This is a genomic window from Corallococcus sp. AB011P, from assembly GCF_003611605.1.
In the GTDB taxonomy this organism is placed as follows: Bacteria; Myxococcota; Myxococcia; order Myxococcales; family Myxococcaceae; genus Corallococcus; species Corallococcus coralloides.
On sequence record NZ_RAVX01000020.1, the window covers coordinates 63339 to 88166 of the forward strand.

The following is a 24828-nucleotide window of genomic DNA, read 5'->3' on the forward strand; positions in this document are numbered from 1 at the left end:
CACTGGTAATCCCGAGTGCGCAGCTCTCATCCGCTCACCCAGGAGATCCCCATGGTCCGTACCCCGCAAGTGGGCCCGAGCAAGAACCGGTGGCGCGCCCGAACCGGTCTGCTGTGCGCCGCCGCATCCCTGTTCGTCGCCTCCCCCGCCGCAGCCCAGGCGCCCTCGTTCATCGAGTTCGAGAGCGCGCACGTGCGTCCGTTGGCCCTCTCTCCGGACGGGACGAAGCTGTTCGCCGTCAACACGCCGGACAACCGCCTGGAGGTCTTCAACGTCACCAGCGCGGGCTTGACGCTCGCGGTGGAGGTGCCGGTGGGCCTGGAGCCCGTGTCCGTCGCCGTGCGCAACAATACCGAGGTCTGGGTGGTCAACCACCTGTCCGACAGCATCAGCGTGGTGAGCGTGAGCGGCACGCCGCACGTGGTGCGCACGCTGCTCGTGGGTGACGAGCCTCGCGACATCGTGTTCGCCGGCGCCAACGGGAATGCGTTCATCACCACCGCGCACCGCGGCCAGCAGCGCACGGATCCGTCCATCGCCTCCGTGCCCGGCGCGGGGGATCCGCAGCTCACCACTCCGGGCGTGGGCCGCGCGGACATCTGGGTCTTCAACCCCGCGGCCCTGGGGACGACGCTGGGAGGCACGCCCGTCCGCATCCTGACGCTCTTCGGCGACACGCCCCGAGGCCTCGCCGTCAGCCCGGACAAGAAGACGGTCTACGCGGCCATCGCCCAGTCCGGCAACCGGACGACGACCATCAACATGGACAGCGTGTGTAACGGCTTTGGCAGCGCGGGCGTGTGCCTGGTCCAGCCAGACTCGTTCCCGTGGGGCAACAACCTCTTCCTGGGAGGCCTGCCCGGGCCGTCCACGAACGCCCAGGGTGCGAAGGCGCCGGAGACGGGCCTCATCGTCAAGTGGAACAGCGCCCTCAGCCGCTGGGAGGACACGCTCGGCCGCGGCTGGAACAACGGCGTGCGCTTCAACCTGCCGGACAAGGACGTCTTCGCCATCGACGCGGACGGCCTTCAGCAGAAGGCGTTCTACACGGGCGTGGGGACGACGGTCTTCAACCTGGCCACCAACCCGAAAACGGGTGCGGTGTACGCGACCAACAGCGACGCCAACAACCACACCCGCTTCGAGGGCCCCGGCGCCTTCGGCGGCAGCACGGTGCAGGGCAACATCGCGAAGATGCGCATCACCGTCATCAAGGGGACGACGGTGTCCGCGCGCCACCTGAACAAGCACATCGACTATTCGAAGCTGGCCGGCGCGCCCGGCTTCGACCCCACGGCGAAGAACCACAGCCTCTCCACGCCCACGGAGATGGCCATCTCCAGCGACGGCGCGAAGCTGTACGTGGCCGCGTTCAGCTCCAGCAAGGTCGGCGTCTTCGACACCGCGGCGCTGGAGGCGGACACCTTCAATCCCCGGACGGCCAGCGCCAACTACATCCCGGTGAGCGGCGGCGGCCCCAGCGGCCTGGTGCTGGATGAGGCGCGCAACCGCCTCTACGTGATGACCCGCTTCGACAACGCGGTGAAGGTCATCGACCTGTCCACGAAGAGCCAGGTGGCCTCGGCGGCGCTCTACAACCCCGAGCCCGCCTCCGTCGTGCAGGGCCGCCCGTTCCTCTACGACGCGAACTTCTCCTCGGCCAACGGCGAGGCCTCCTGCGCCAGCTGCCACATCTTCGGCGACAAGGACGAGCTCGCCTGGGACCTGGGCAACCCGGATGACCCGGTGACGGCCAACGGCATCGACAAGCGGCTCGCTAGCAGCCTGGAGATTGGCGCGTTCCGCCTGCTCACCGGCCACCCGAGCTCGGACGTCAACGGCACCGGCAACCAGAACTCCTTCCACCCGATGAAGGGGCCCATGACGACGCAGACCCTGCGCGGCATGTCCACCTCGGGCGCCATGCACTGGCGCGGGGACCGGTCGACGGGCTTCTTCGGCTCGGGTTCGTACGATGAGGCCCTGTCGTTCAAGAACTTCGTCGTCGCCTTCCCGGGGCTGCTCGGCCGCGTGGATCAGCCCACCGAGGCGGAGATGAACCAGTTCACGAACTACCAGCTCCAGGTGCAGCTGCCGCCCAACCCCATCCGCAAGCTGGACAACTCGCTCACGTCCACGCAGGCGGCCGGCCGCGACTTCTACTTCGGCAGCCGCCGAGTGGACGGCCTGGCGATTGGCAGCAACACCGGCTTCAACTGCAATGGCTGTCACACCATCGACGCCGCGCAGGGCTTCTTCGGCACCGACGGTCAGGCCAGCTTCGAGGGAATCAGCCAGATCATGAAGATTCCCCACGTGCGCAACATGTACACGAAGGTCGGCATGTTCGGCTTCCCGGACAGCAGCTTCTTCCAGCACTCGGAGACCGGGCCCACGGGCGATCAGATCCGCGGCTTCGGCTACACGCACGACGGCGCGGTGGACACGCTGTTCCGCTTCTTCAGCGCCATCGTCTTCTCCAACACCAGCATCGGCGGGCCGCTGGTGGGCTTCCGCAGCGACACCGAGCGCCGCGAGGTGGAGGCCTACATGATGGCGGTGGACTCCGACCTGGCGCCCATCGTCGGACAGCAGGTGACGCTCACGTCGACGAACGCCTCCGCGGTGGGAGCGCGCATCGACCTGCTCATCGCCCGGGCGAAGGCGCCGTTCGTGTCGAAGATCCTCGGAGGCTCCACGTATGAGGCCGACCTGGTGGCGAAGGCCGCCATCGGCACGCGCGTGAAGGGCTTCCTCTTCGACCGCGCAGCCGGCACGTGGAAGCCGGACGACGGCACCGCCAACCTCACCACCACGGCCCTGCGCGCGCTGGCGAACACGCTGGGCCAGGAGGTGACCTTCACCGCGGTGCCTCCGGGCTCCGGCACTCGCATCGCGCTCGACCGGAACCTGGACGGCAGGCTCGACGGTCAGTGATGGACTGACGTGGCGTGGATGGCCCCCTGCCCCGCTTCCCCGGCGACCCCGGGGAGGCGGGGCTTTTTCGTGTCCGATGGCCGGGGCTCTCAAATAACTGAGATGCCTGCCGGGTGCGTTCCTCCGGAAAACGATGGGATGACCATGGCCTGGCAGCTGCATCAGCGCCGGGACTCAATCCCAGGAGGACGCAGATGCGACTCACCGTTCCGTTGATGGCCCTCACCACGCTGCTGGTGGCTTGTGGGGAGGTCGAAGTCTCCCTCTCCACGGACGCCACGGCGTATCGGTCCGGCGACACCGTCCAGCTCGAGCTGCGCAACGAGGGCACTCGCGAGGTGGGCTACAACCTCTGCGACGTGCGGGTCGAGCGCAGGGAGGACACCGGGTGGAGCCACACACCGCACCTGGGCGAGACCGAGGCATGCCAGGCCATCCAGCACACGCTGAAGGCCAGCGCCCGGGCCCAGGGCACGCTGAGGCTCCCCTCGGAGCTGGCCGCGGGCGAGTACCGCATCGTGCACGACGTGGACACCCGGGAGACCGACTCCCAGGGGCGGGCCGTCCAGGAGCCGGTGATCAGCAACTCCTTCCTCATCGAGCAGTGACGGTCGTGTTCCATTGCTCGACCATCAGGTCGATGAAGCGCCGCACCTTCGCTGGCAGGTGACGTTTGCTCGGGTAGAGCGCCATGATCGGGACGTGCTCCGTCTCACAGGACGGAAGCAGCGCCTTGAGCCGCCCGCTCGCCAGGTCTTCGTTGACCAGGAAGCCGGGAAGATAGGCGATGCCCAGCCCCGCGACGGCTGCGTCCCGGATCGCCTCGCCACTGTCGAGCCGCAGGCGGCTTCGTCCCTCCACCTTCACCGTGGAGCCGCCCTTCTGGCGCAGGTGCCAGTGCTGCCGTCGCGTCCGGCTGCTGAAGACCAGACACTCATGCGCTGACAGGTCCTCCGGCGTGCTGGGTTCGCCGCGCGCCTCCAGGTAGGCGGGCGCCGCGCAGACAAACACCGGGTATCGGGCCACGGTCCGCGAAACCAGGCGCGTATCGGTGCTGGAGGCATTGATGCGCACCGCCAGGTCGTAGCCCTCCTCGATGATGTCCGAGACGCGATCGGAGAAGCTCACCTCCGCCTGCACCTCGGGCCAGGTCCGCAGATAGTCCCGCAGCAGGGGAAGGACATGCAGTCTGCCGAACGCGGCGGGCAGCGTGAGCCGCAGCAACCCTCGGGGAGTACCCGTGCGCTGCCCGACACTGGCCTCCGCGTCGTCCAGGGCCGCGAGGACCTGCAGGCAGTGCTCATGAAAGACACGGCCCTCGTCGGTGAGGCTCAGGTGGCGTGTCGTGCGATTGAGCAGGCGCACCCCCAGGCGGGATTCCAGCCGGGCCAATGCCTTGCCCGCAGCCGAGCGCGTCAGACCGAGGGCCTCTCCGCCGCCCACGAAGCTGCCCGCGTCCACGACGGACATGAAGGCGAAGATCTCATCCAGGTGGGCGCGTTTCATCGAGGGCGCTCGATTGTAGCGACCGCGTCGCTGGAGAGGGGAACGCTGTTCGTCAATGGTCCCGGTATACGAGTCCGGCACTCGCCTCCCCTCTGGAGATCATCCATGCCCGTGACCCTGCTCAACCCCGACGGAATCATGAAGCCCGACGTGTACCGGCAGGTGGCCATCGCCACCGGCACCCGGCAGGTGCACATCGCGGGACAGGTCGCGTACGACGCGGATGGACAGCTGGTCGCTCGCGGCGACCTGGCCGGACAGGTGGCGCAGGCCTACCGCAACGTCGCCATCGCTCTCGCGGCGGCTGGGGCGACGTTCGACGACGTCGTCCGGCTGACGTTCTACGTGGTCGACTGGAAGCGCGAATCGATGCCTGACTTCCTCGCCGGCATCGAGCAGGTCGCCAGGGAGCTGCGGATCTCTCCGGCGCCGGCCTCGCTGATCGGGGTCTCCGTGCTTTACGAGCCGGGCGTCCTTGTGGAGATCGAAGCCACGGCCGTCGTGGGCTGAGCCGCTTCTCAACCAGATCGGCGGCGCCGCGACCTGGCGCGGGGGTGCGGCGGCTTCTCGCGCGGCGGCTGCCTGGCGGCCTTGGGGGCCGGGGGCGTCCGGGCGAGGTGGAGCATCTGGTAGAGGCTCAGCAGCATCATCGTCACCGCGCGGGACGCGTCAGGGGCGGAGGACTTCTCGTCCCCCGTGTCCTTCGGGACAAAGGGACGCCAGGCCTCCTCCAGTTGGATCCGGAGCCGCAGGTGCTCTCCGGTGATGCGCAGCCGCTGAAGCTTCGCACCGGGCGGAAGGAGCACCGCCGCCCGGGCCCGGTCGAGCGACAGCGCCGCGAGCCCCGGGTGCCGTTTGGCCTTCACGCGCAGACGGGCCTCCAGGAACAGCGTGTCGCTCTGCTTGGACTTCGTGCGCCGCCGTGGCCCGTCGGGTCCATGGTCGCTGACCTTGATCCTGCGGCGCTCCACCGCGCTCAGCCTCAGGTGCGCGCCATCCGCCAGCCGCGTCTCCAACAGGAGCCACGGATCCAGCACATCCGGCGGAGCACTCTTGCGGTACTTCACCATGAACAGGCTCGAACCCGGTCCCTCGGGACGGGGGTCGGGACGAAGCCGCAGGCGCACGGACGTGTCCGGTGCGAGGTCCGCCTTGAGGCGCTGAAGCACCCGGACGACCAGCTCTGGCCGGCGGTTCGGGTCGTCGCCAGGGTGCCCGGCCGCGTGGAAGCGGGTGAAGAGCAAGCTCCGAACAAACAGTGCGGCCGCCAGCCCAATCCCCAGGACTCCCGCCACGACGGACAGCGGGCCCTCGGCGGTGCCAGCAATCCCGATGCACAGGATGATGCCCCCCAGCGGCGCCAGGGACCGCACTCCGGCCGTCAGGCGGTGCCTGAAGCGGCGGGCCTTCTGGGTCGCCAGGAGCGCGCGCAGGGCACCCTCCACGCCTGGCAGGGGTCCTTCGGTTGTCAGGGCATCCAACGCCGGGTCAATGCCATCCGAAGCCGCCAAGGGGCCCCTCCTTCCAACATGGACATGTTCGGGAGCAGCCATGCTAGCCGATATGCTGGGTGCCCATGAGCCCCTCCCCCCTCCAGGATGAAGCCGCGCCCCACCGCGACGGCTACGCTCGACGCGTCGGCTTGTTCTCCGGGGTGATGCTCGTCATTGGCGGAATCATCGGTTCGGGCATCTTCCTCAACCCGGCCATCGTCGCGCAGCGCGTGCATACGCCAGAGCTCACCCTGACCGTGTGGCTGCTCGGCGGAGGCGTGGCGCTCATTGGCGCCTTCATCTACGGGGAATTGGGCCAGCGCATCCCCAAGGCGGGCGGCAGCTATGTCTATCTGCGCGATGCCTTCGGCCCGCTGCCCGCGTTCCTCAACGCGTGGGGATTGATGCTGATGATCGCCACCGGGGCCATCGCCGCGGTGGCCGTCACCTTCGCCAACTACACCCTCGCGCTCACCGGCCTGGGGCCCGGGTTCCGCTTTCCCCTCGCCGTCGGCGCCATCCTCCTGCTCTCCGGGGTGAACTACTTCGGGGTGCGGTCCGGGGCGCTCACGCAGAACATCTTCACCGTGCTCAAACTGCTGGCGCTCGCGGGGCTCGTGGGCGCGGGGCTCCTGCTCGAAAGCGCCCATCCCGCCGCGGTGGAAGTCGTTGCCGCTCCGGAGGCGCCCGACTCCCTGGTGCTCGCGCTGGGCGCGGCGCTCGTCCCGGTGCTGTTCAGCTACGGAGGGTGGCAGCAGACGAACTTCGTGGCCGAGGAGATGGTCGACCCCGAGCGCAACCTGCCACGCGCGCTGCTGCTCGGCGTCATCGGCGTGGTGACGGTGTACCTGCTCGCGAACCTCACCTACCTGCGCACGCTCGGCGCGGCGGGGCTCGCGGCGAGCAGCGCCCCGGCGGCGGACGCGCTCGGCCAACTCATCGGGCCCGCGGGCCGCACGTTCATCACCCTGGGCGTCGCCCTCTCCACCTTCGGGTTCCTCAACCTCGTCATCCTCGTGTCGCCGCGCGTGTACCAGGCCATGGCCGCGGACGGACTGTTCTTCCCGTGGATGGCCCGGCTGCACCCGCGCTACCACACGCCCTCCAACGCCATCCTCTTCCAGGCGGCCTGGGCCATCTTCCTCACGGGCACGGGCACGTACGGCGAGCTGCTCGATTACGTCGTCTTCGCCGACTGGCTCATCTTCGGCGCCACGGCCGCGACGCTGTTCGTCTACCGCGCTCGCGAACGGCAGGGGCTGGTGCCCCGCGCCGCGTACCGGGTGCCCGGCTATCCTGTCACCCCGCTCCTCTTCATCGCGGCGGCGCTGTACGTCCTGCTGGGCTCGGCGGCCTCCAACCCTCTCAACGCGCTCAAGGGCACGTTGCTGTTTGGCGCGGGCGTGCCCGTGTTCCTGTTCTGGAGCCGGCGCACCCGGCGGCCGGAGGCCCCGCCGGCCCTGGGCGCGCCTTGACGCTCCGAACGCGACTGTCATTGATTGAAGCCATGCGAAGGCGCGTATGTGTTTGACCTGCTCGCCCGCCTACCCGGCGAGCGGGGGCGCACCGAACCCAGGCGGCGTGTATGAGTAGACCCGTGGAAACCCCCTAGCCTGCCCCCCAACGCAATGTGCAACACGGGCTGAACGAAATCATCCGCACCCACAGGAACTACCTGATTTGCTCGTTCTGATTTGCAGTTAAATCAAGACCAGTGCTAGGAATGCCTCGGCTTCGGCCAACCCCACACAATCAACTCAGGAGTAGTCCATGACGAGGAACGTGAAGCGTTTCCTGGCTGCCTCCCTGTTGTCCCTCGCGCCGTCTGTTGCCTTCGCCGGTACGGTCGAACTCGGGTTCCCCGACTTCCTCTCCCAGCGCGGCGAGTACGTCAGCGTTCGCGAGGGCGCGACCGAAGTTCCCCAGGTGAAGGGCGGAGCCGCCATTGGCCCGGCCCTGGAGAACTTCTTCGTCTCCAACCAGAGCGGCGCCACCATCTCCCTGGGCCTCCAGATCGTGACCGGCACGTTCAATGGCGTGTACTCGCCCTATCCCGTGCCCACCGCCAACCTGGGCGGGTTCCAGATCGACGCCCCCGCGCCGGCCCCGTCGTTCTCCCAGCAGTACTACTGGACGGTCGACCCGGCGAACCCGGCCGGCGCGAAGACGTGCATCTGGCGCGTGGACATCGCGGACTCCGCGGGGACCTGCACCGCGACGGTCTATTACAACACCTATGGCGGCGCCGTCTGTGCCCTCGACACCATCAATTCCTACATCGACATCAACACCTGCTTCGCGCAGATCGTCACCATCATGCAGTGACGTGAGCCTCACGCCGCCCGGGGCCGTTGTATGAGGCCTCGGGCGGTGCCCGAGAGACGACCCATGAGGCGCAAGCATTGGCATTGGCGAGTCGCCACCACCCAACGGGAGCTCGATGACGCGGCTCGCATCCGCTGGGCTGTCTTTGGCGGAGAGCTGGGATTGCTGTCCGAGCAATCGGCCCTGTCACGGCGGGAAGTGACCTGCGTCGACACGCTCGACACCACCGTGCATGTGCTCGTCCATGACGGCGCCGAACCGGTGGCGACGATGCGGGTGGCGTTGCCTAACGCGGAAGTGGCGGCGAACCTGGGCGGGACGGTGGGACTTGAGTTGGAGCAGAGAATGGACCTCTCGGCCTTGATCCGGCCGGGGATGGTGTTCGCCGAGCCCTCGCGCTTCTGCGTGCTGCCGAAGTGGAGGCGCTCGGAGGCCGTGACCTGGCTGCAGGCGGGCATGTACGCGGAGAGCCGGCGGCGCGGGGTGACCCATTGGATTGCGTCCGCGAACCTGGAGACGGATTCGCCCGAGGACGCACTGCTGTCGTGGCAGGTGGTGGCGAGCCGGGGATGGCGGAGTCCGTGCTTCCGGGTGGACGTGCCCGATCCACGGGAGGCCGCGGTGCACTCCCGGACCCCCTTCTACACACCGGAGGAGCGGTCCCGGGCGAAGCAGGGGCTGTTGGACGGACTGCGGGTTCCCAGGTCGCCCTCGCTCTTCGCCAGGACGATGGGGGCGCGCTTCATCGCGGAGCCGCTCTACGACGCGTATTTCCAGTGGTTCACGCTGCCGCTCATCATGGCGCTGGATGAAATCCCGGCGGACTCCCTGGCGCGCTTCCACGCGCTGGAGAACAGCCTGAGCTCCGCCGCCTAGACCCGGCGCGGCGCTTCCCTTCCTTCGTCTTCAACACACATCCGCCGGGAGCCCAGACGGCCCCGGACAGGAGACGCACGTGCAAACACAGACAGAGCATCAGGCGGGAGCGAACTGGCTGGCGGCGCTGGACGCGGAGGCGCGAGCGCTGGTGGCGGCGGTGGATGCGCAGCCCGACGCCCGCCTCATGCTCGAAGGCACCCTCGACGCGGAGGGCTACATCCACTACCTCGTCCAGACGTACCACTACGCCCGCTGGAGCACGGCGCTGCTCAGCGAGGCGGGCCATCGGCTGAGGCAGCTTGGACGCCATCCGGAGCTGGCGGAGCTCTTGATCCAGAAGGGGGAGGAGGAGCGGGGGCACGACCTGTGGTTGCTGTCCGACCTGAAGAACCTGGGGTGTACGGAGGAGCAGGTGGAGGCGGCGGCGAAGAGTCCGGCGGTGGATGCCTATACGGGGTGGAACTTCTTCACCTCGCGCGCGGGCGTACCGACGGCGGTGCTGGGGACCGCTTACGTGCTGGAGTACCTGTCGCAGACGCGGGCGGGCCGGTGGGCGGAGCGGATGCAGGCGGCGGCCGCCATTCCCAACATCCACAAGTCGGTGACGTTCCTGCGCAGCCATGGGGCCCTGGACGGAGACCACGTGGCGGAGATGGTGAAGATCCTGGGGAAGCTGACGGACCCCGAGGATCAGGAGGCCATCCTCTTCTCGGCGCGGGTCGCCCGGAGCGTCTACCCGCGCATCTTCCGTGAGGGTGGCGCCTCCAGCCGTCCGCTCGCGGCATAGGGACCGCCGGATTCGGCTACGCTCACGGCGCGCGGCCGGGAGCATGGGGCCCTGACCGCGACGGGACAGGGGCAACGAAGATGAGCGCGGTCGTCGCGGGAGTGTGTCTGCTGGTGGAGCTGGGGTTGGGCGTGGCGCTGCTGGTCGGCACCTTCTTCACCCTGGCCTTCAGCAGTGAGTCATACCGGCACTCCGCCACGCCGCTGCATCAGGCGTTGAACGGGCTGGCCTTCGTGCTCGCGGTGCTTCCGCTGCTCCTCACGCTCTGGGTCGGCTGGCGGCGCTTCCTGTCGGACCGCTCGTTCGACCCGGTCCCGCTGGGGATGGGCCTGCCCATGGTGGCGCTGGTCGCGTGCGCCGTCACTGCCTTCCTGGCCATCATGGGCGGCGAGTGGGCGACGTCGCGCCACCGCGCACGGCAGGAGCAGGAAGCGCGGCTCGCGCTGCGCGCCGCGGTGGAAGGGGGGGCGGTGGACAAGGCGTGTGACCTGGTGGCCGCGGATCCGCGCGCTTCCGCCGAGGACATGCGCCGTTGCCGCGAGTTCATCGAGTCCCGCCCCGATACCGGGGCCCGCTGGACGCAGCTTGCGAAGTTCGCCGACGAGCGCGGCGGATTCACGACCTGGCACCTGGGGCAGACGGGGCTCGCGCCGGACTGGGAATGGGGCAAGGCGGTGCCGGTCATCCGGCACGACCAGGAGTGGTTCCTCCGCACGTTCTATGAAACGTGGCTGGCCCGGACGCAGGAGCTGCCGACCCTGGACGACCTGGGCCGGTTGCAGCTCGCCCTCCAGACCAGCACCCGCTACCTGGGCTGGGATGCCCGGGCCGTGGAGACCCTCCGCACCCAGGTGCTCCCCACGCTGAGCGCGCGGCTGGAGGCACAGGACGCCCGCCTGCGCGCGCTGCCGGGCATGGACCCCTGGGTGCTGGACGCGATCCGGGACCGGATGCAGAGCCTCCAGACAAAGCCTGACGAGGGCGTGGAGCCCCTGCCTCCGCTGCCGGGGACGCCGTCGCCGGGAGACATCGGCGTGGCGCGAATGGACGACACGGGCGCGCTGGACCTGTGGCTGCGCGCCACACCCACCTCGGGGGCCTTTGGTGACGTCTACGTGCGCCGGGCTTCGTACGACAGCGAGTACGAGAAGTGGCTGAAGTACCTGGGGCCGCTGCGTCCCGGGGAGCTTCGGTTCATCCCCGCGCCTTGAGCATCAGCTTCCCGGTGAGCAGCTCGCGCATGCTCGTCGGCTCACGCCCGAGCAGCTGCCGCAGCGTGGGGTCGACGGCCGCGAACTCACCGTCGCGGCTCGCGCGGTAGAGGCCGAGCGAGATGCCGACCCCGGGCGCGAGCATGCCGCTCGCCACGAGCTTCGCGCGCATCGCGTCCTCCGACACGGTGCTTCGACGGATGGGACGTCCGAGGATGCCCGACGCGACGTCGCACAGCTCACCGAAGTCGAGCGCCTGCGACGCCGTGAGCGGCGGCGTCGGCCCGTCGAAGCGACCCTCGCTCGTCAGGATCACCGCCGCCGCCTCCGCGAGGTCGGCGTGCGTGGTCCAGGAGACCTTCCCGTCCGCGGGCGCCTCGAAGACGCCCGATGGCAGGGCCCGCTCCAGCAGGAACGCCGCGCTCGAGGCGTAGAAGCCATTGCGCAGCGAGGTCCACGCCAGACCGGACCCGGCCAGCATCTGCTCCGTCGCCGCGTGGTCGAGCATCGGAGGAAACGCCGACGAACGGCTCGCGCCCATGTGGCTCGTGTAGACGATGCGCCGCGCGCCGGCGGACCGCGCGGCGTCAATGGCGGAGCGATGCTGGGCCAGGGGATCGCCCCCATGCGCGGCGGCGTTCGACGAGACCACCAGCACCTGGGTCGCGCCCTCGAAGGCCTGCGCGAGGCTCGTCGGCTCCGCGAAGTCCCCCCTCCGCACCCGGACACCGCGCGCCGCCAGGTCCTGGGCCTTCTGGACGTCCCGGACGCTGACCGCCACCCGGTCCACGGGGACGCGGGCGATGAGCTTCTCCACGATGAGGCGGCCAAGCTGCCCCGTTGCTCCGGTCACGACGATCATTGAACGTCCCCTCTTCCGTATCCTCGGAAACGAAAACTGGATACCAACGATAACGTAGCGACCGCTATCGCCGTTATCAAGTGTTCGTTACCGCCGTTCCGGAAGCCGCGTGTTAAGTCGGTCGCATGAAGGATCGCGAGAAGGCCGCCGCCGAAGACGCCGAGGGCCCCGATACGCGTGCGCGCATCCTGGCGGCCGCCGCGGAGCTCATCGCTTCTGGAGGGCCCGACGCCGCGACCACACGTGCCGTGGCCGCCGCGGCCGGTGTGCAGGCGCCGACCCTCTACCGGCTCTTCGGAGACAAGCGCGGCCTCCTGTCAGCCGTGGTCGAGCACGAGCTGACGAGCTACGTGGCGAAGAAGGCCGCGCGCAAGCCGCACCCGGATCCGCTTCAGGACCTGCGGATGGGCTGGGACATGCACGTCGCGTTCGGACTCAGCCATCCAGGCTTGTTCGCGCTCATGTGCAGCGACCTGGAGCCAGCCCCCCAGTCCTCCGTGAGCAGCACGGGGAATGAAGTCCTGCGGCGCCGCATCCGGAACATCGCGCTCGCGGGCCGGCTGCGGGTCAGTGAAGAGCGGGCGCTCGGCCTCGTGTCGTCGATGTGCAACGGCGCCGTGCTCACGCTCCTGCGCCAGCCTGAAGGGCAGCGCGACCTGGGGCTGTCGGAGGCCGCGAGAGAGACGGTCATGGCCGCGATCACCAGCGAGGCCGCCCCTCAGGCGAACACGGAGGTTCGTTCAGCGGCCACCACGCTGCGCGCCTCCCTGGACCGGCTCACCGTCCTGACCCCAGGCGAGAGCGCGCTGTTGAGCGAACTGCTGGCGCGCATCACGGACGCCGGGTGACAACGCGTCGTCAGGCAGGGGCCAGGCGCCAGTCCCCTGCCTGAAGAGTCCCGCTACGGCATCGGACGCGAACCGGAGGACGGCGCTTCCGGAACCGCGGGCCAGCCGTTGGGCCAGGTGATGGCATCCACGAGCATCACCCGAGCCGTGTGGGCGCTGTTCCACGCGTGATAGACCATGACCGTGTCCCCGCCGGGTCCGGTGACCACCGAGTTGTGGCCGGGCCCCACCCAGCCGCCGCCCGTCTTGAGGATGGGGTTGCCCAGCTTCGTATAGGGCCCCAGCGGGCTCGTGGCCCGGGCCACTCCCACTGCGTAGGTGCTGTTGGCGTACGAGTTGCCGCTATAGAAGAGGTAGTAGTAGCCACCCCGCGCGACGACCCACGGCGCCTCGACGACGCCGCCCTCCCAGCCGAGCGTGTTGCTCATGAGCGTGCGGCGCGTGCCGGTGAGCGACAGCCCATCCGCCGACAGCGTCTGGCCATAGATGGGCGTGGGCTGCCCCACCGCGTTCCCGTCCGCCTTCCACACCAGGTACGGCACGCCCGCGGTGTCGTAGAAGAACGTGGCGTCAATCATCCCCATGCCCGCGTCATGCACCAGCGGATGGCCCAGGTCCGTGAAGGGCCCCAGCGCGCTGGTGGCCGTCGCGGCGCCGATGGACAGCTTCCCGTCCTGGTGGCGCGCGGTGAAGTACGCGATGTACCGGCTGCCCACCTTGTGGAGCTCCGGCGCCCAGTAGTCACCCGTGGCCCACGTCGGACGGCGCGCGGAGGGGAAGATGTTGCCGGCGGCCGTCCAGGTGACCAGGTCCTTGGACGTGCGCAGCGGGAACGCGTTGGCCGCGCCCCCGGACGTGCAGGCCGCGACGTACTGCGTGCCGTCGTGGATGACGCCCGGGTCCGCGCAGTCCACGGGCACCACGGGGTTCTGGTAGAGCCCGCCACAGCCCGTGTAGCGCAGCGAGATGCCGCACGCGTTGCTGCCGCTGAAGTACGGCGACCAATCGTTCGACAGCACCGTGTACGAATTGGGGGACGCATTGGTGCAGCCCCGGTCCCACCACACGCGGCCGCCCACGTCGTCGTACTGCGCCGGGTGCCCCGCGGGGTGCAACCACGCCGGACCGTAGGTGACGCGCGTCGCGCAGGCCGTGGCGCCGGAGCAGTCGGAGGTGTCGAGCGCCATCACACAGGCGTTGGACCCGGTGAAGTACGGCTTCCAGCCGTTCGACAACACGGCGTAGGAGTTGGAGCCTTCGTTGACGCAGCTGCCGTCCCACGTCACCAGACCGCTTGCGATGTCGAACTGCTCCGGGTGCCCGGGGTGGATCCACCGGTCCCCGTAGGTGATGCGTGTGCTGCACGCGAGCGCCCCCGTGGACGTGGCCACCGGGGCCTCGTCCACGAGGGGGCCGTCGGAACGCTCCTCACCACACCCCGCCGCGAGCGCGGCGAGGACGACGGCGGACAACAACGGGGGGTTCTTCATCGATGGACCTCCAGGCCTGCGAAGACTTGGAAGTCCTATTTATCAGTTTTTACTTGTTGTCGAGATTCCATCCCATCCCGGGCGTGGGCAGGGTCGGTCAGCGAACCTCGAGCTCGTAGATGCGCGTCGCCGGGTCGCCGTTCTGGGACGGAGTGGTGATGTTGAGCTTGATGTAGCGCGCGGAGGTGGCGCTGATGGCGTGGGTGGAGGTGTTGGCGGTGTTGTTGGTCACCGTCACCGGGGTGCTCCAGGTCGTGCCGTTGCTGGAGGTCTGGAGGGTGAAGGCCCGGGTGTTCCAGGTGCTCGCTTCGCCGCCCGCGCCGGCATGCTGGACGGTGAAGCTGCTGACCGTCTGCACGGAGCCGAGATCCACCTGCATCCAGGCGCCCGACACCAGCGAGCAGAACTTGTCGGTGGTGCCGCCGGAGACGCTCCCGTTGACTGCCTTGGCCGGCGTTTCGCTGCTGTTGCAGGCGGTGGAGCCGGTCGCCGGTTTGTTGAGCGCCAGGTTGGCGTAGCCCGCGCCGACCGAGACGGTCTGCGTCCGGGTGTGGCTGGCGCCACCGTTGTCCGTCACGGTCAGGCTGACGTTGTAGTTGCCAGCGCTGGCATAGACCCGGCTGGGATTCGTCGCGGTCGAGCCGCTGCCGTCGCCGAAGCTCCAGCTGCGCGAGGCGATGGTGCCGTCGCTATCGCTGGAGGCGTCGCTGAAGGTCGCGGTGAGTCCGCTCACGGTGACGCCGAAGTTGGCCACGGGCGGGGTGTTGCCGCTGACCGCCGTGTTGATGGCCGCCGCGTACTGCGCGCTCGTGCCCTGCGCCGCGCACTTCTGGATGTCGTCGTACAGCCACATGAAGCCGCCGTTGATGCCGGCGGTGCTCTTCCAGTTGCTCATCCGGCTCTGCACCGAGGCCGGGCTGTCGCCGCTGGCGCAGTTGGTGCCGTGGCGCGACCACAGGCCCGGGTCGACGGTCATGCCCATCGCGGTGTTCCAGCTCGCGGGGTTGTTGCCGGCGCCGCCGTCGTAGACCTGAAGGTAGATGCCGTCGACCGCGGAGCCGAGGTTGTTCCTGAGGTTCCGCCAGAAGGTCTGCTGGGTGTAGGGCGCGAAGGTGATCTTGAAGCCCTGGCCGATGAGCATCTGTCCGAACTGCGTGGTCGGAGCGAGGTCGTAGGCGCTCTCGTCGTCGAAGTTGACCGCGTCGGCGCCGGTGGCGGCCTTCAGCGCCTGGAAGTTGCGGTACAGGATGCTGTTGGTGCCGGTGCCGCAGACGAGCGTGCTGCCGCAGCCAGCGGCGGTGCCGTTGACCAGCCGGGCCATGCGCTCGAAGTCGGGGACGCTCCAGGCGCCAATGGACACCTCGATGCGATTGACCGAAGTCGGCGCCGTCTTGAGCGTGGCCAGCCGCGTGGGCCAGGCCGGGTCGCCGATATAGGCGCCGTTCCTGACGACCGGGATGTCGTTGTAGACGAGGTCGCCGTTGTCCTCGATGTGGAAGCTCCAGAGGATCACGGTGGTGAAGCCCGAGCCGCGCAGGTCGTTCATCACCGCGGTGCCGCCGGAATAGAACGGGCCGCCGCCGTAGATCGCGGAGTCAGCAAGGGCCACTGGCGAGACCGTGGCCAGCGCGAGGGCAAGGCAGGACGCGAGTTGCTTCGACTTCGGCATGGTGTGCTCCCCCTGTCGCCATCGTTGGCGACGGGGAGACATTGCGAGCACGGAAACCAGCAAGTCAATTCTATTCAGACAAACTGGAATATACTGGAAAAATCACTCGGCGCGGAAATGCGACTCCGCGATGGAGGCGCCCCAGCAGCAGGCGGCCTCGCCCTCCGCATCGGTGGGCAGCGTGGTGTGGAGCGGAGCACCCGCCTTCACGTCCTCGAAGTAGAAGAGGTTTTTCGGGAGGAGGACGAGCGCACGGTCCGCCTTGCGCGTGCGCAGGGTGAGTTGCGCCAACGCCGGGTCGGCCACGTCCGCGGGGCCCTTGGGGAAGAAGGCCTCCCGCTTCGGCGGAGCACGTTCACCCTCCGGGATGCAGCCACCCTCCTCCGTGGAGACCTCCACCTCGCGCACGTGGCAGCCCTTGCCTTCCGCGAAGTGGAACACCGCCCGCACCTTCGTGAAGTAGCAGTCGGGGGTGCCGCAGTCCGCGCTGTGGACGTCCGCCACCACCGTCAGTCGCACCTTGTTTCCAGGCAGGGACTCCACCATGCCGCTGCGCGCGTAGCGCTGGAACAAGGGGGCCTGGGCGCAGCTGGAGGGCACCGGAGCACCGGGCTTCGCATCCGCCGCCCGGGGGGAACCACCAGGCACGGACAGCAGGAGCGCGAGGAGGGGCGAGACGTGCTTCAGGGACATGGCTGAAGTCATATCAGGCGCCGGTCCAATGCATCGGCCGTTTGACGGGCTCCGCGCTTGGGAGCACGGTTCGGATCAGCGAGGTGAACATCATGAAACGGGTCGCTCTGCTTCTCTCTCTGGCCTCCGCCGGCTGCGCGTCCAGCCAGCGTCCAGCTCCCACGGATCGCTATCTCCTGACGGGCACGCGGCTCTATGTGGCTCCGGACGCGCCCCCGTTGGACAACGCCTGGGTGGTCGTGAGCGGCGGGAGGATCGAAGCCATGGGCTCCGCGCCGGTTGCTCCGCCCCCTGGAGTGCGGCTCGAGGACGCCTGCAGCGGTGGGGTGATCACCGCGGGGTTCCAGAACAGCCACGTCCACTTCACGGATGCCGCGTTCGCCGGAGCCGGCAGCCGTCCGCGCGACGAGCTTCAGCCACCGCTGAGCGGGATGACCACGCGCTTCGGCTTCACGACGGTCGTCGATACCGGCTCCGACCCCGCGAACACGGAGGCGCTTCGCCAGCGCATCGAGCGGGGCGAGCTGCAGGGGCCGGCGATCCTCACCGTTGGCTCCCCGATGTATCCGGAGAAAGGCATTCCCTTCTACCTGAGGGACCTGCCGCCCGAGCTGCTGGCGCGGCTTCCGCAACCCGCGTCGGCGGAGGAGGCCCGCGCCATCGTCCGCAAGAATGTCGGGGACGGCGCGAAGGGGACCAAGCTGTTCGTCGCCACGCCCCAGGGAGGTGGTGAGATCCGGCGCATGGCCGCGGACGTCGCTCGCGCCGCGGCGGATGAAACCCACCAGCGGGGTGGCCTGGTCATGGTGCACCCCACCGACCCCGAGGGCGTGAGTGCCGCCGTGCAGGCTGGCGTCGACGTCATCGTGCACACGACCATCGATTCACCGAAGACCGAGTGGAGCGCGGAGCTCGTCCGCCAGATGATCGCGCGCCACGTTTCCGTGGTGCCGACGTTGCAGCTCTGGGGGTACGAGCTCGCCAAGGCGGACGTGCCCGCTGACGTGCGCGACCGCCTGGTGGGGAGCGCCGAACGGCAGCTCGCGGCGTTCTCCCGCGCGGGTGGCCAGGTCCTGTTCGGCACCGACGTCGGGTACATGACGGACCTGGATCCGACGCAGGAATACGTCCTCATGGCCCACGCGGGGCTGACACCGATGCAGCTCCTCGCATCGTTGACCACCGCCCCCGCTGCGCGCTGGAGCGCCGCCGAGCGCCGGGGCCGAGTCAAGCCGGGCTTCGACGCCGACCTCGTGGTGCTCCACGGCGATCCCGCCACGGATGTCCGGCGGCTCGCCGACGTGAAGTGCACGATTCGAACAGGCAAGGTGCTCTTCGTCCGCGCTTCCGCCGAGTAGCGGATTGCCACGCATCCGCAGCGTCAACGGCGAGGACACGAACCGCGGCGCGGCGAACTACCGCTGTGTCGAAACGCTCGGCGTGGACTCCGAGCCCACGAGCTCGCAGGACACGGAGGTGCCGTACATCCTGGAGCTTCAGTCGCGGACCAGCGCCACGTCATCCACCTGCAGCCAGGTGTCGCCCGTGTTCGCCCAGGTTCCGGCGTACACCTCCACGCTGTAGTTGGCGCCGGAGTTGAAGGTGACGGACTGGAACGTGTAGCCACCCAGCGGCTGCGTCAGGTGCACCTCGTTGAGGATGGGGCCGCCGTTGAGCATGCGCGCGCCGAAGTAGCCGTCATCCTGGTTGGAGGACGTCTTCACCCAACCCGTCAGCGTGTAGACGGTGTTGGGCGTCACCGCGACCTCCTGCTTGAGGGCGTTCCAGCCGGTGTTGTTGCGCACGAAGCCGTTGTTGGCGCCGGTGCGCGCGAAGCCCAGCCCCCGGTCGACGCCGCCGTTGCCCTGCACGTACCAGGGGGAGGTGGCGGTGGAGGACGGCTGCTGTTCGAAGCCGCCCTGCGCCACCAGGTTCGCGCCCCGCGTGAGGCTCACGTCGTCCAGCTGCGCCCAGGTGTCGCCTGTGTCCGCCCACATGCCGCCGTACACCTCCACGAGGGTGTTCGCGCCGGAGTTGAACGTGACGGTGCGCTCCGCCCAGGACGGCAGCGAGCCGTACTGCGTCTCCCCCAGGATGGGGCCATTGCCCGCGGCGCGCGCGCCGAAGTAGCCCCGGGTGGTGTTGGGCGAGGAGCGCAGCCAACCCTTGAGGGTGTAGTCCGTGTACGGCTGCACCACGACGCTCTGCTTGAGCGCGTTCCAACCGCTGGACGCGCGCACGAAGCCGTTGTCCTGGCCGGAGCGCGCACCGCCCAGCGCCCGGTCGATGCCGCCCGCGCCCGCCAGGTACCAGGGCGCCATCGTCGGCGTCGCGGCCTGCGTCTCGAAGCCCGGCTCGGACAGCAGGTTGTTGCCCTCCGCGTCGGCCGTGAGCGTCGCGCGCATCAGGAACGTGTTGTAGGGCGTCCACTGCGAGGTGATGAAGTACAGCTCGTTGGCGCTGTTGCCCCACGGGTGGATGAAGCCGTTGTAGACGCCGGGGAAGGCGGCACCGGTGGCCAGCAGCTTCTCCCCGCTCCAGGGCCCGGTGGGCGTGCCCGCGTCGCGCATCACCACGGCCTGCCGGTGCTCGTTGAGATACGTCATCAGGAAGCGGCCCAGCGCGGCGTTGTAGGCGACGGACAGCTCCCCCGCGATGCCGATGACCACCGGGCGCGCCGCCGCCTGGGACGCGGACCAGCCGTTGCCGTCCCAATACCGGTACGCGTTGATGTCCAGCAGCGCGCCCTCCGGCACACGCGCCAGGTGCACGTTGCCGAAGCGCCCGTTGGGCGTGGCGTACAGGTAGACGAAGCCTCCGTTCTTCACGAAGGCGCCCATCTGGAAGGGATTCGTGAAGGACGCGTTGTTCACCCAGCGCGCCGACGGGTGCTTCACCCAGTTCTGTCCGTTGTCATCCGAGTACGCGATGCCCGAGTAACTGGTGGTCCACTGCCCCGGGTCGCCCCAGTGCTTCACGGACATGTAGTGGATGTAGTGGCGCGTCCCCACGCTGACACCCGCGGTGGGGATGACGGTCATCTCGTCGTTGTCCACCTTCCTGGACGCCAGCACCTCCTTCGCGTGGCGGGTGCGGTCCTGGATCATCGTGGTGAAGGACAGGCCGTTGGACAGCGTGGTGTCCGCCGAGCGCGCCAGCACGTTGCTGCGCCAGCCGCCGCCACACCCGCCGTTGCCGCACCAGCCCGCGCCGAAGGTGTCCCCGAACAGGACGAACACCTCGCCGCCGCCCTTGTCCCAGACGATGCCCAGGTCCGTGCCGTAAACCTCGTAGTTCGTATGCGTCTGGTTCGGGTTGGGCAGCGTCTCACCCGCTGGCGTGGCGCCCGTCACCCGCGCCACCTTCGTCACGTTCGTGGGCGTCACCGCCCCGGCCGTACCCGCGCCCCCCAACAGACACACCGCCTGTAACACCACCGCACGCCTCATCATCTGGACTCCCCCGGCAAGGAATTTGCATTAACAGCAAAAGCCCGAAATCAGGAAATACCCAACCATGATTTGAGAACTCCAGTGTCCAGTGGATCAGCTGTAGCGTGGGGGACGCCCGAGGAGATCCGGATGCTCGCCTGCGTGGACGTGGACTACCGCCCTGACGTCACCGTGGCCGCGTGTGTCCTCTTCCGCGCGTGGACAGATGCCAAGGAGGCCGCGCACCTGGTGGACCGGGGCCCCATCGCGGCCCCCTACGAGCCCGGTCAGTTCTACCGCCGTGAGTTGCCGCACCTGCTGCGGGTGCTCGCCGACGTGCAGGAGCCGCTGGAGGCCATCGTCGTGGATGGCTACGTGTGGCTCGGGGAGGGCGTGCCCGGCCTGGGCGCCCACCTGTACGAGGCGCTCTGTCGCACGGTGCCCATCATCGGCGTGGCCAAGACGCCCTACGTCACCACCGGCTCGGCCCTGCCCATCGTGCGAGGCCAGAGCCTGCGTCCGTTGCTCGTCACATCCATTGGAATGGAGACCGCGACCGCCGCGGAGTACATCCGGCGGATGCACGGCGCATCGCGCCTGCCGACGATGTTGAAGTTCGTGGACCGGCTGTGCCGTGAGTCCTGACTGAGGGACGAGGACGTGCTACCCCAGGGGCATGGATCGCCCCCGCCGCCCCACCGCCTCGCCTTTCGAGTTTCCGCCCGGAGCCGCGTTCACCTGGCACTCAGAGAGTGACGAGCCCGCGCCCACGCGCCTGTCGCCCGTGGACGACGGGCTCAGCGCCGACACCGCGCTCAAGCGCGTCCGCCGGGGCGAGTTCCTGCGCTACACCGGCGACTTCCACAATGCGAAGCAGCTGCTGGGCGCGTTGGGCCGGCGGCTCGAACGGCCCTGGCAGGCCCGCTCACCGCTGGAGGCGTTCCGGGCCGAACGCCGCGCGCGGCAGCAGGAGCACGCGACGCTGTCGCGCATCGTCGTCGCGCTGGACCGAGGCTACCGCCTGGACCTCGCGCGCGCGCCGGACGTCGCGGAGGCGTGCCGGCAGGTCTGGGGCGAGCCCACGGAGGACTTCACCGTCGTGCCGCTCAAGCAGCTGCTCGGCATGCTCGGGGCCGCGGAGTGGCGGCGCAAGGGCCTGGAGGTCCCGGGGCTGAAGGGGCTGCTCCATCCGCATTACGGCGTCTACCTGCCCACACGCACGGACTACGTGGAGCTGCTGGCGGCCGTGCCGGACGTGAAGGGCAAGCGCTTGTTCGACGTGGGCACCGGCACCGGCGTGCTGTCCTTTCTCCTCCTGCAGCGCGGAGCGGCGTTCGCGCAGGCCACGGACTGCGACTCCCGCGCGGTGGCGTGCGCACGGGAGAACGCGGAGCGGCTGGGCCTCTCCCAGCGCTTCCAGGTGGCGGAGGCGGACCTGTTTCCGGAAGGAAAAGCGGACCTCGTCGTCTGCAATCCGCCGTGGATCCCCGAGCCTCCCAAGAACCGGGTGGACCGCGCGGTGTTCGACGAGGACAGCCAGTTCCTGCGCGGCTTCCTCGAAGGGCTCCCCGCCGCGCTGAACCCGGAGGGAGAGGGATTGCTGATCCTATCGGACCTGGCGGTGCTGCTGGGCCTGCGTCCGCCCGGGTGGCTCGAGGAGCAGCTCGAGCGCTGCGGCCTGACGGTGGCGTGGCGAAAGGCCACCCCGGCACGGCACTCCAAGGCGAAGGACAAGGCGGACCCCCTGCACGCCGCGCGCTCCCGGGAGGTCACCACCCTCTACGGCCTCGTGCCCACCGCCAGATAGCCAGGGCGCGCCCTCAGAAGGGAGGGCCGTCCGTCGTTTCGATGCGCAGCTTCTGGCTGTTGAGCTCGACCGCCAGCTTCTTGAACAGCTCGTGGTACTGGGCGGCGGTCAGGCGCAGACGATAGGCGCGGAGCGCCTCGCGCTGCGTGTTGCCCCATCGACCGGAGGCGAGGCGTTCGTCCAGCCACTGATGGGCCTCGGCCTGGAGGGCCCATCACGAACGTTGACATAGGCGAACTCAGAGCCGGGCGAGGCATCGACAGAGATGCTGATGCCCTGGTCCGTGTCCAGGGAGTTGCGTGCATCTCCCATGCTCCCAGAGGCATAACGGAGCGAGATGTTGATGTAGACGGGGGAGCTGCCCTTGCCGCCCGCCCACGCAGCGGTGCTCCCCGTGAGCAGCGCCAATCCCAATCCAAAACCAAGCAGCTTCTTTTGCACCATGGAGTCCTTTGCACCCGAAAAGGGCTTGCACTGGATTCACCCTCCGTATGTCAATTTCGTCCAAAAAGAGCTGACTCATCCCGTGCGCGTGGCCACCGCCAGGGCCGCTGGAATCCTTTCACGCATCCACTCCACGAACCTGCGCAGCCTCGCGGGATGGAAGCGCGCGGCTGGATAGAGCAGGTACATGGGCAGCGGCGAGGCCTGCCATTGCGGCACCAGGTGCAGGAGCCGGCCGCGTTGGAGGTCCTCCTGGAGCACCCAGGACGAGCCCACGCAGACGCCCAGGCCTTTCACCGCGGCGCTGCGCATGGCGTAGAGGCTGTCCGTGCTCACGCGCGGCTGGAAGACGATGGGCTGGACCTCGCCGGTGGCCACATGGGTCAGCGTGATTTCGCTGCGATAGAACGTGCGCAGGGACAGCCAGGGCAGCCTCGCGAGCTCGTCGGGATGCACCGGCACGCGTCCCCCCGCCAGCACCGAGGGCGCGGCCACGACGATGCGAGGCACCTCCGCCACGCGAAACGCCACCACGCTGGGGTCCTGCACCTCGCCGACGTGGATCGCGCAATCGATGCCGTCCGCGATGAAGTCCACCGGCCGGTCATGCAGCAGCCATTCGACGGAGACCCGCGGGTGACGGCCCAGGTATTCCGTCAGCGGCGCCACCAGCAGCTCCTGCCCGAACGCGTGAGGCACCACGACACGCAGCGTGCCTTCGGGTTCGTCGCTCGCGCCGCGCAGGTCGGACTCGAACATGTCCCAGCTGGCCAGCAGCTCCTTCGCCCGTTCGTAGCAGCGCGCCCCATCCTCGGTGAGCTTCATGGCGTGGGTGGAGCGCTGGAGCAGCCGCAGCCCCAGTGAACGCTCCAGCGCCTGGAGCCGGCGGCTCACCGTCGGCTGCGTGGTGCCCAACTGCGCGGCGGCGGAGGACAGGCTCCCGGCGTCCACGATGCGGATGAACGTCTGCATCAGCTCCAGCCGGTCGGCGCTGGCGGACGCGGGAATCTTCGGCGGGGACCCACGCCGCCGGGCGGGCTTCGAAGGGTTGGGCATGCGGGCCTGCTCCCATAGGAGGTGATACGTGCCGCGTATAACCGCTGTACGGAGCACGCGTCTACCGTCTCCTTCCCCTCTGGCGCACTGTCACCTCATCGCGCATCACCCGAGGTGAACATCATGTCCTTCATTCGCTCCGTACATGGAACCGCCGGAAGCGGCGCCCTCCCCTCCCCGGTCTCCGCCGCCAGCGCCTCCCTGTCGCACGGTCTGCGCCTGCTGCTGGCCGCGAGCGCCGGCCTGTCGGTGGCGTCGATCTATTACAGCCAGCCGATGCTGGGGGTGATGGGGTCCACCCTCGGCGCCTCCGACACCGCGGTGGGTCTGGTGCCCATGCTCACGCAGTTGGGCTACGCGCTGGGCATCCTGCTGCTGACGCCGCTCGGCGACCGCTTCGACCGGCGCCGCATCATCCTCATCAAGGCCGCGCTGCTGAGCGTGGCCCTGCTCCTGGGCGGCCTGGCCCCGGACATCCAGCTGCTGCTGGTGGTGAGCTTCGCCGTGGGCCTGACGGCGACCGTGGCGCAGGACATCGTCCCTGCCGCCGCGACCCTGGCCTCCGAGCATGAGCGCGGCAAGGTGGTGGGCACGGTGATGACGGGCCTGCTGCTCGGCATCCTCCTGTCCCGCGTCATCAGCGGCGTGGTCGCCGAGCGCTTCGGCTGGCGCGCCATGTTCATGGTCGCCGCAGCCAGCGTGGCCTTCGTCGGCGTGGCGGCCTGGCGCGGCCTGCCCCGCTTCCGCCCGAGCAACACGCTCTCCTACGGCGCCCTGCTCGGCTCACTGGCCGGCCTGTGGCGCAAGCATGGTGCCCTGCGCCGGGCGGCGCTGGCCCAGGGGCTCATCTCCATTGGCTTCAGCGCGTTCTGGTCCACCCTCGCCGTGATGCTGCATGGCGCCCCGTTCCACCTGGGGAGCGCGGCGGCCGGTGCCTTCGGTCTGGCGGGCGCGGCGGGGGCGTTGGGTGCGCCGGTGGCGGGCCGCATCGCGGATCGCTTCGGGCCGGAAGTGGTCACGCGCCTGGGCGCCGGTCTGACCGTCCTCTCCTTCGCCACGATGTTCGCGGCGCCGTGGCTCGAGCCCCATCACCGGCTGTGGCTGATTGGCGCCAGCGCCATTGGCTTCGACCTGGGTGCGCAGATGACGCTCGTGGCGCATCAGACGCTCGTCTTCGGCATCGAGCCCGCCGCCCGCAGCCGCCTCAACGCGGTGCTGTTCGTCGGCGTGTTCGCCGGCATGTCCGTGGGCGCGGCGAGCGGCAGCCTGGTCCTGGCCCGCTGGGGCTGGGTGGGCGTGACGCTGCTGGCGACGGCTTCCGCGCTGGCGGCCCTGATGGTCCGATTGTTCCCGGCGGCCCGCGCGGCCCGCTGACGGTGCCGACACCGCG

At 69.1% G+C, this 24828-nt stretch carries 21 protein-coding genes; 13 read left to right on the top strand and 8 right to left on the bottom strand.

Annotated elements, in window-relative coordinates; genetic code table 11:
• The first annotated feature begins 51 nt into the window (after positions 1-51).
• Positions 52-2937, top strand: a complete 2886-nt coding sequence (locus D7X30_RS33590) for a YncE family protein (RefSeq protein WP_120567071.1) — start codon at positions 52-54, stop codon at positions 2935-2937.
• 194 nt (positions 2938-3131) lie between these two features.
• Positions 3132-3545, top strand: coding sequence for an immunoglobulin-like domain-containing protein (locus D7X30_RS33595; RefSeq protein WP_120567072.1), 414 nt, complete (start codon positions 3132-3134; stop codon positions 3543-3545).
• Here the strand turns inward: D7X30_RS33595 and D7X30_RS33600 are convergent.
• Positions 3532-4443, bottom strand: a complete 912-nt coding sequence (locus D7X30_RS33600) for a LysR family transcriptional regulator (RefSeq protein WP_120567073.1) — start codon at positions 4441-4443, stop codon at positions 3532-3534. The two genes, D7X30_RS33595 and D7X30_RS33600, sit on opposite strands and share 14 nt — an antisense overlap.
• Before the next feature lie 105 nt (positions 4444-4548).
• Between D7X30_RS33600 and D7X30_RS33605 the strand changes: the two genes are divergently transcribed.
• Positions 4549-4953 (top strand): RidA family protein, encoded by a 405-nt coding sequence (locus D7X30_RS33605; RefSeq protein ID WP_120567074.1) that lies wholly within the window; start codon positions 4549-4551, stop codon positions 4951-4953.
• 8 nt (positions 4954-4961) lie between these two features.
• On the opposite strand, the gene D7X30_RS33610 is transcribed toward D7X30_RS33605, so the two are convergent.
• Complete coding sequence (locus D7X30_RS33610) at positions 4962-5954, bottom strand: hypothetical protein (RefSeq protein WP_120567075.1); 993 nt, start codon at positions 5952-5954, stop codon at positions 4962-4964.
• 65 nt (positions 5955-6019) lie between these two features.
• Here D7X30_RS33610 and D7X30_RS33615 point away from each other — a divergent pair, with 65 nt between their 5' ends.
• The 5 genes from D7X30_RS33615 to D7X30_RS33635 all read left to right on the top strand — a co-directional run bounded on the left by D7X30_RS33615 (position 6020) and on the right by D7X30_RS33635 (position 11138).
• Positions 6020-7411 (top strand): APC family permease, encoded by a 1392-nt coding sequence (locus D7X30_RS33615; protein ID WP_120567076.1) that lies wholly within the window; start codon positions 6020-6022, stop codon positions 7409-7411.
• Between the two features lie 295 nt (positions 7412-7706).
• Positions 7707-8261 carry a hypothetical protein gene (locus D7X30_RS33620; protein ID WP_120567077.1) on the top strand — a complete coding sequence of 185 codons (555 nt, stop codon included), beginning with the start codon at positions 7707-7709 and terminating at the stop codon, positions 8259-8261.
• A 63-nt stretch (positions 8262-8324) separates the two neighbouring features.
• Positions 8325-9137 (top strand): GNAT family N-acyltransferase, encoded by an 813-nt coding sequence (locus D7X30_RS33625; protein ID WP_120567078.1) that lies wholly within the window; start codon positions 8325-8327, stop codon positions 9135-9137.
• A 79-nt stretch (positions 9138-9216) separates the two neighbouring features.
• Entirely contained in the window at positions 9217-9927 is a 711-nt protein-coding gene (locus tag D7X30_RS33630) for an iron-containing redox enzyme family protein (protein WP_120567079.1), read from the top strand.
• Between the two features lie 80 nt (positions 9928-10007).
• Complete coding sequence (locus D7X30_RS33635) at positions 10008-11138, top strand: hypothetical protein (protein ID WP_120567080.1); 1131 nt, start codon at positions 10008-10010, stop codon at positions 11136-11138.
• On the opposite strand, the gene D7X30_RS33640 is transcribed toward D7X30_RS33635, so the two are convergent.
• Positions 11122-12000, bottom strand: coding sequence for an SDR family oxidoreductase (locus tag D7X30_RS33640; RefSeq protein ID WP_120567081.1), 879 nt, complete (start codon positions 11998-12000; stop codon positions 11122-11124). The two genes, D7X30_RS33635 and D7X30_RS33640, sit on opposite strands and share 17 nt — an antisense overlap.
• A 125-nt stretch (positions 12001-12125) precedes the next feature.
• On the opposite strand from D7X30_RS33640, the gene D7X30_RS33645 reads away from it, so the two are divergent.
• On the top strand, positions 12126-12848 hold the full coding sequence (locus D7X30_RS33645; RefSeq protein WP_120567082.1) for a TetR family transcriptional regulator: 723 nt from the start codon (positions 12126-12128) through the stop codon (positions 12846-12848).
• A gap of 53 nt (positions 12849-12901) precedes the next feature.
• Here the strand turns inward: D7X30_RS33645 and D7X30_RS33650 are convergent, their stop codons facing one another.
• The 3 genes from D7X30_RS33650 to D7X30_RS33660 form a co-directional block, all read right to left on the bottom strand.
• Entirely contained in the window at positions 12902-14338 is a 1437-nt protein-coding gene (locus D7X30_RS33650; protein ID WP_120567083.1) for a glycoside hydrolase family 43 protein, read from the bottom strand.
• Positions 14339-14435: 97 nt separating this feature from the next.
• Positions 14436-16007 (bottom strand): PKD domain-containing protein, encoded by a 1572-nt coding sequence (locus tag D7X30_RS33655; RefSeq protein ID WP_120567084.1) that lies wholly within the window; start codon positions 16005-16007, stop codon positions 14436-14438.
• 102 nt (positions 16008-16109) lie between these two features.
• The gene (locus D7X30_RS33660; RefSeq protein ID WP_120567085.1) at positions 16110-16700 is read right to left on the bottom strand and encodes a hypothetical protein; all 591 of its coding nucleotides are present in this window, start codon (positions 16698-16700) and stop codon (positions 16110-16112) included.
• Between the two features lie 92 nt (positions 16701-16792).
• Between D7X30_RS33660 and D7X30_RS33665 the strand changes: the two genes are divergently transcribed.
• The gene (locus D7X30_RS33665) at positions 16793-18058 is read left to right on the top strand and encodes an amidohydrolase family protein (protein ID WP_147443384.1); all 1266 of its coding nucleotides are present in this window, start codon (positions 16793-16795) and stop codon (positions 18056-18058) included.
• 138 nt (positions 18059-18196) lie between these two features.
• Here the strand turns inward: D7X30_RS33665 and D7X30_RS33675 are convergent, their stop codons facing one another.
• On the bottom strand, positions 18197-20152 hold the full coding sequence (locus D7X30_RS33675; RefSeq protein WP_120567088.1) for a DUF4185 domain-containing protein: 1956 nt from the start codon (positions 20150-20152) through the stop codon (positions 18197-18199).
• An 81-nt stretch (positions 20153-20233) separates the two neighbouring features.
• Here D7X30_RS33675 and D7X30_RS33680 point away from each other — a divergent pair, with 81 nt between their 5' ends.
• Positions 20234-20776 carry an endonuclease V gene (locus D7X30_RS33680; RefSeq protein ID WP_370038049.1) on the top strand — a complete coding sequence of 181 codons (543 nt, stop codon included), beginning with the start codon at positions 20234-20236 and terminating at the stop codon, positions 20774-20776.
• A 31-nt stretch (positions 20777-20807) separates the two neighbouring features.
• Positions 20808-21938: a class I SAM-dependent methyltransferase gene (locus D7X30_RS33685; protein ID WP_120567090.1), complete on the top strand. Its 1131-nt coding sequence runs from the start codon at positions 20808-20810 to the stop codon at positions 21936-21938.
• Between the two features lie 519 nt (positions 21939-22457).
• Here the strand turns inward: D7X30_RS33685 and D7X30_RS33690 are convergent.
• On the bottom strand, positions 22458-23438 hold the full coding sequence (locus tag D7X30_RS33690; protein WP_233591946.1) for a LysR family transcriptional regulator: 981 nt from the start codon (positions 23436-23438) through the stop codon (positions 22458-22460).
• 123 nt (positions 23439-23561) lie between these two features.
• Here D7X30_RS33690 and D7X30_RS33695 point away from each other — a divergent pair, with 123 nt between their 5' ends.
• Positions 23562-24812 (top strand): MFS transporter, encoded by a 1251-nt coding sequence (locus D7X30_RS33695; protein ID WP_120567091.1) that lies wholly within the window; start codon positions 23562-23564, stop codon positions 24810-24812.
• Positions 24813-24828 lie beyond the last annotated feature (16 nt).

Excerpts from the sequence above, each read along its gene's own strand:
- D7X30_RS33590 (WP_120567071.1), top strand. The coding sequence starts at position 52 with ATGGTCCGTACCCCGCAAGTGGGCCCGAGCAAGAACCGGTGGCGCGCC.
- D7X30_RS33595 (WP_120567072.1), top strand. The coding sequence starts at position 3,132 with ATGCGACTCACCGTTCCGTTGATGGCCCTCACCACGCTGCTGGTGGCT.
- D7X30_RS33600 (WP_120567073.1), bottom strand. The coding sequence starts at position 4,443 with ATGAAACGCGCCCACCTGGATGAGATCTTCGCCTTCATGTCCGTCGTG.
- D7X30_RS33605 (WP_120567074.1), top strand. The coding sequence starts at position 4,549 with ATGCCCGTGACCCTGCTCAACCCCGACGGAATCATGAAGCCCGACGTG.
- D7X30_RS33615 (WP_120567076.1), top strand. The coding sequence starts at position 6,020 with ATGAGCCCCTCCCCCCTCCAGGATGAAGCCGCGCCCCACCGCGACGGC.
- D7X30_RS33620 (WP_120567077.1), top strand. The coding sequence starts at position 7,707 with ATGACGAGGAACGTGAAGCGTTTCCTGGCTGCCTCCCTGTTGTCCCTC.
- D7X30_RS33625 (WP_120567078.1), top strand. The coding sequence starts at position 8,325 with ATGAGGCGCAAGCATTGGCATTGGCGAGTCGCCACCACCCAACGGGAG.
- D7X30_RS33635 (WP_120567080.1), top strand. The coding sequence starts at position 10,008 with ATGAGCGCGGTCGTCGCGGGAGTGTGTCTGCTGGTGGAGCTGGGGTTG.
- D7X30_RS33640 (WP_120567081.1), bottom strand. The coding sequence starts at position 12,000 with ATGATCGTCGTGACCGGAGCAACGGGGCAGCTTGGCCGCCTCATCGTG.
- D7X30_RS33645 (WP_120567082.1), top strand. The coding sequence starts at position 12,126 with ATGAAGGATCGCGAGAAGGCCGCCGCCGAAGACGCCGAGGGCCCCGAT.
- D7X30_RS33650 (WP_120567083.1), bottom strand. The coding sequence starts at position 14,338 with ATGAAGAACCCCCCGTTGTTGTCCGCCGTCGTCCTCGCCGCGCTCGCG.
- D7X30_RS33655 (WP_120567084.1), bottom strand. The coding sequence starts at position 16,007 with ATGCCGAAGTCGAAGCAACTCGCGTCCTGCCTTGCCCTCGCGCTGGCC.
- D7X30_RS33660 (WP_120567085.1), bottom strand. The coding sequence starts at position 16,700 with ATGTCCCTGAAGCACGTCTCGCCCCTCCTCGCGCTCCTGCTGTCCGTG.
- D7X30_RS33665 (WP_147443384.1), top strand. The coding sequence starts at position 16,793 with ATGAAACGGGTCGCTCTGCTTCTCTCTCTGGCCTCCGCCGGCTGCGCG.
- D7X30_RS33675 (WP_120567088.1), bottom strand. The coding sequence starts at position 20,152 with ATGATGAGGCGTGCGGTGGTGTTACAGGCGGTGTGTCTGTTGGGGGGC.
- D7X30_RS33685 (WP_120567090.1), top strand. The coding sequence starts at position 20,808 with ATGGATCGCCCCCGCCGCCCCACCGCCTCGCCTTTCGAGTTTCCGCCC.
- D7X30_RS33690 (WP_233591946.1), bottom strand. The coding sequence starts at position 23,438 with ATGCCCAACCCTTCGAAGCCCGCCCGGCGGCGTGGGTCCCCGCCGAAG.
- D7X30_RS33695 (WP_120567091.1), top strand. The coding sequence starts at position 23,562 with ATGTCCTTCATTCGCTCCGTACATGGAACCGCCGGAAGCGGCGCCCTC.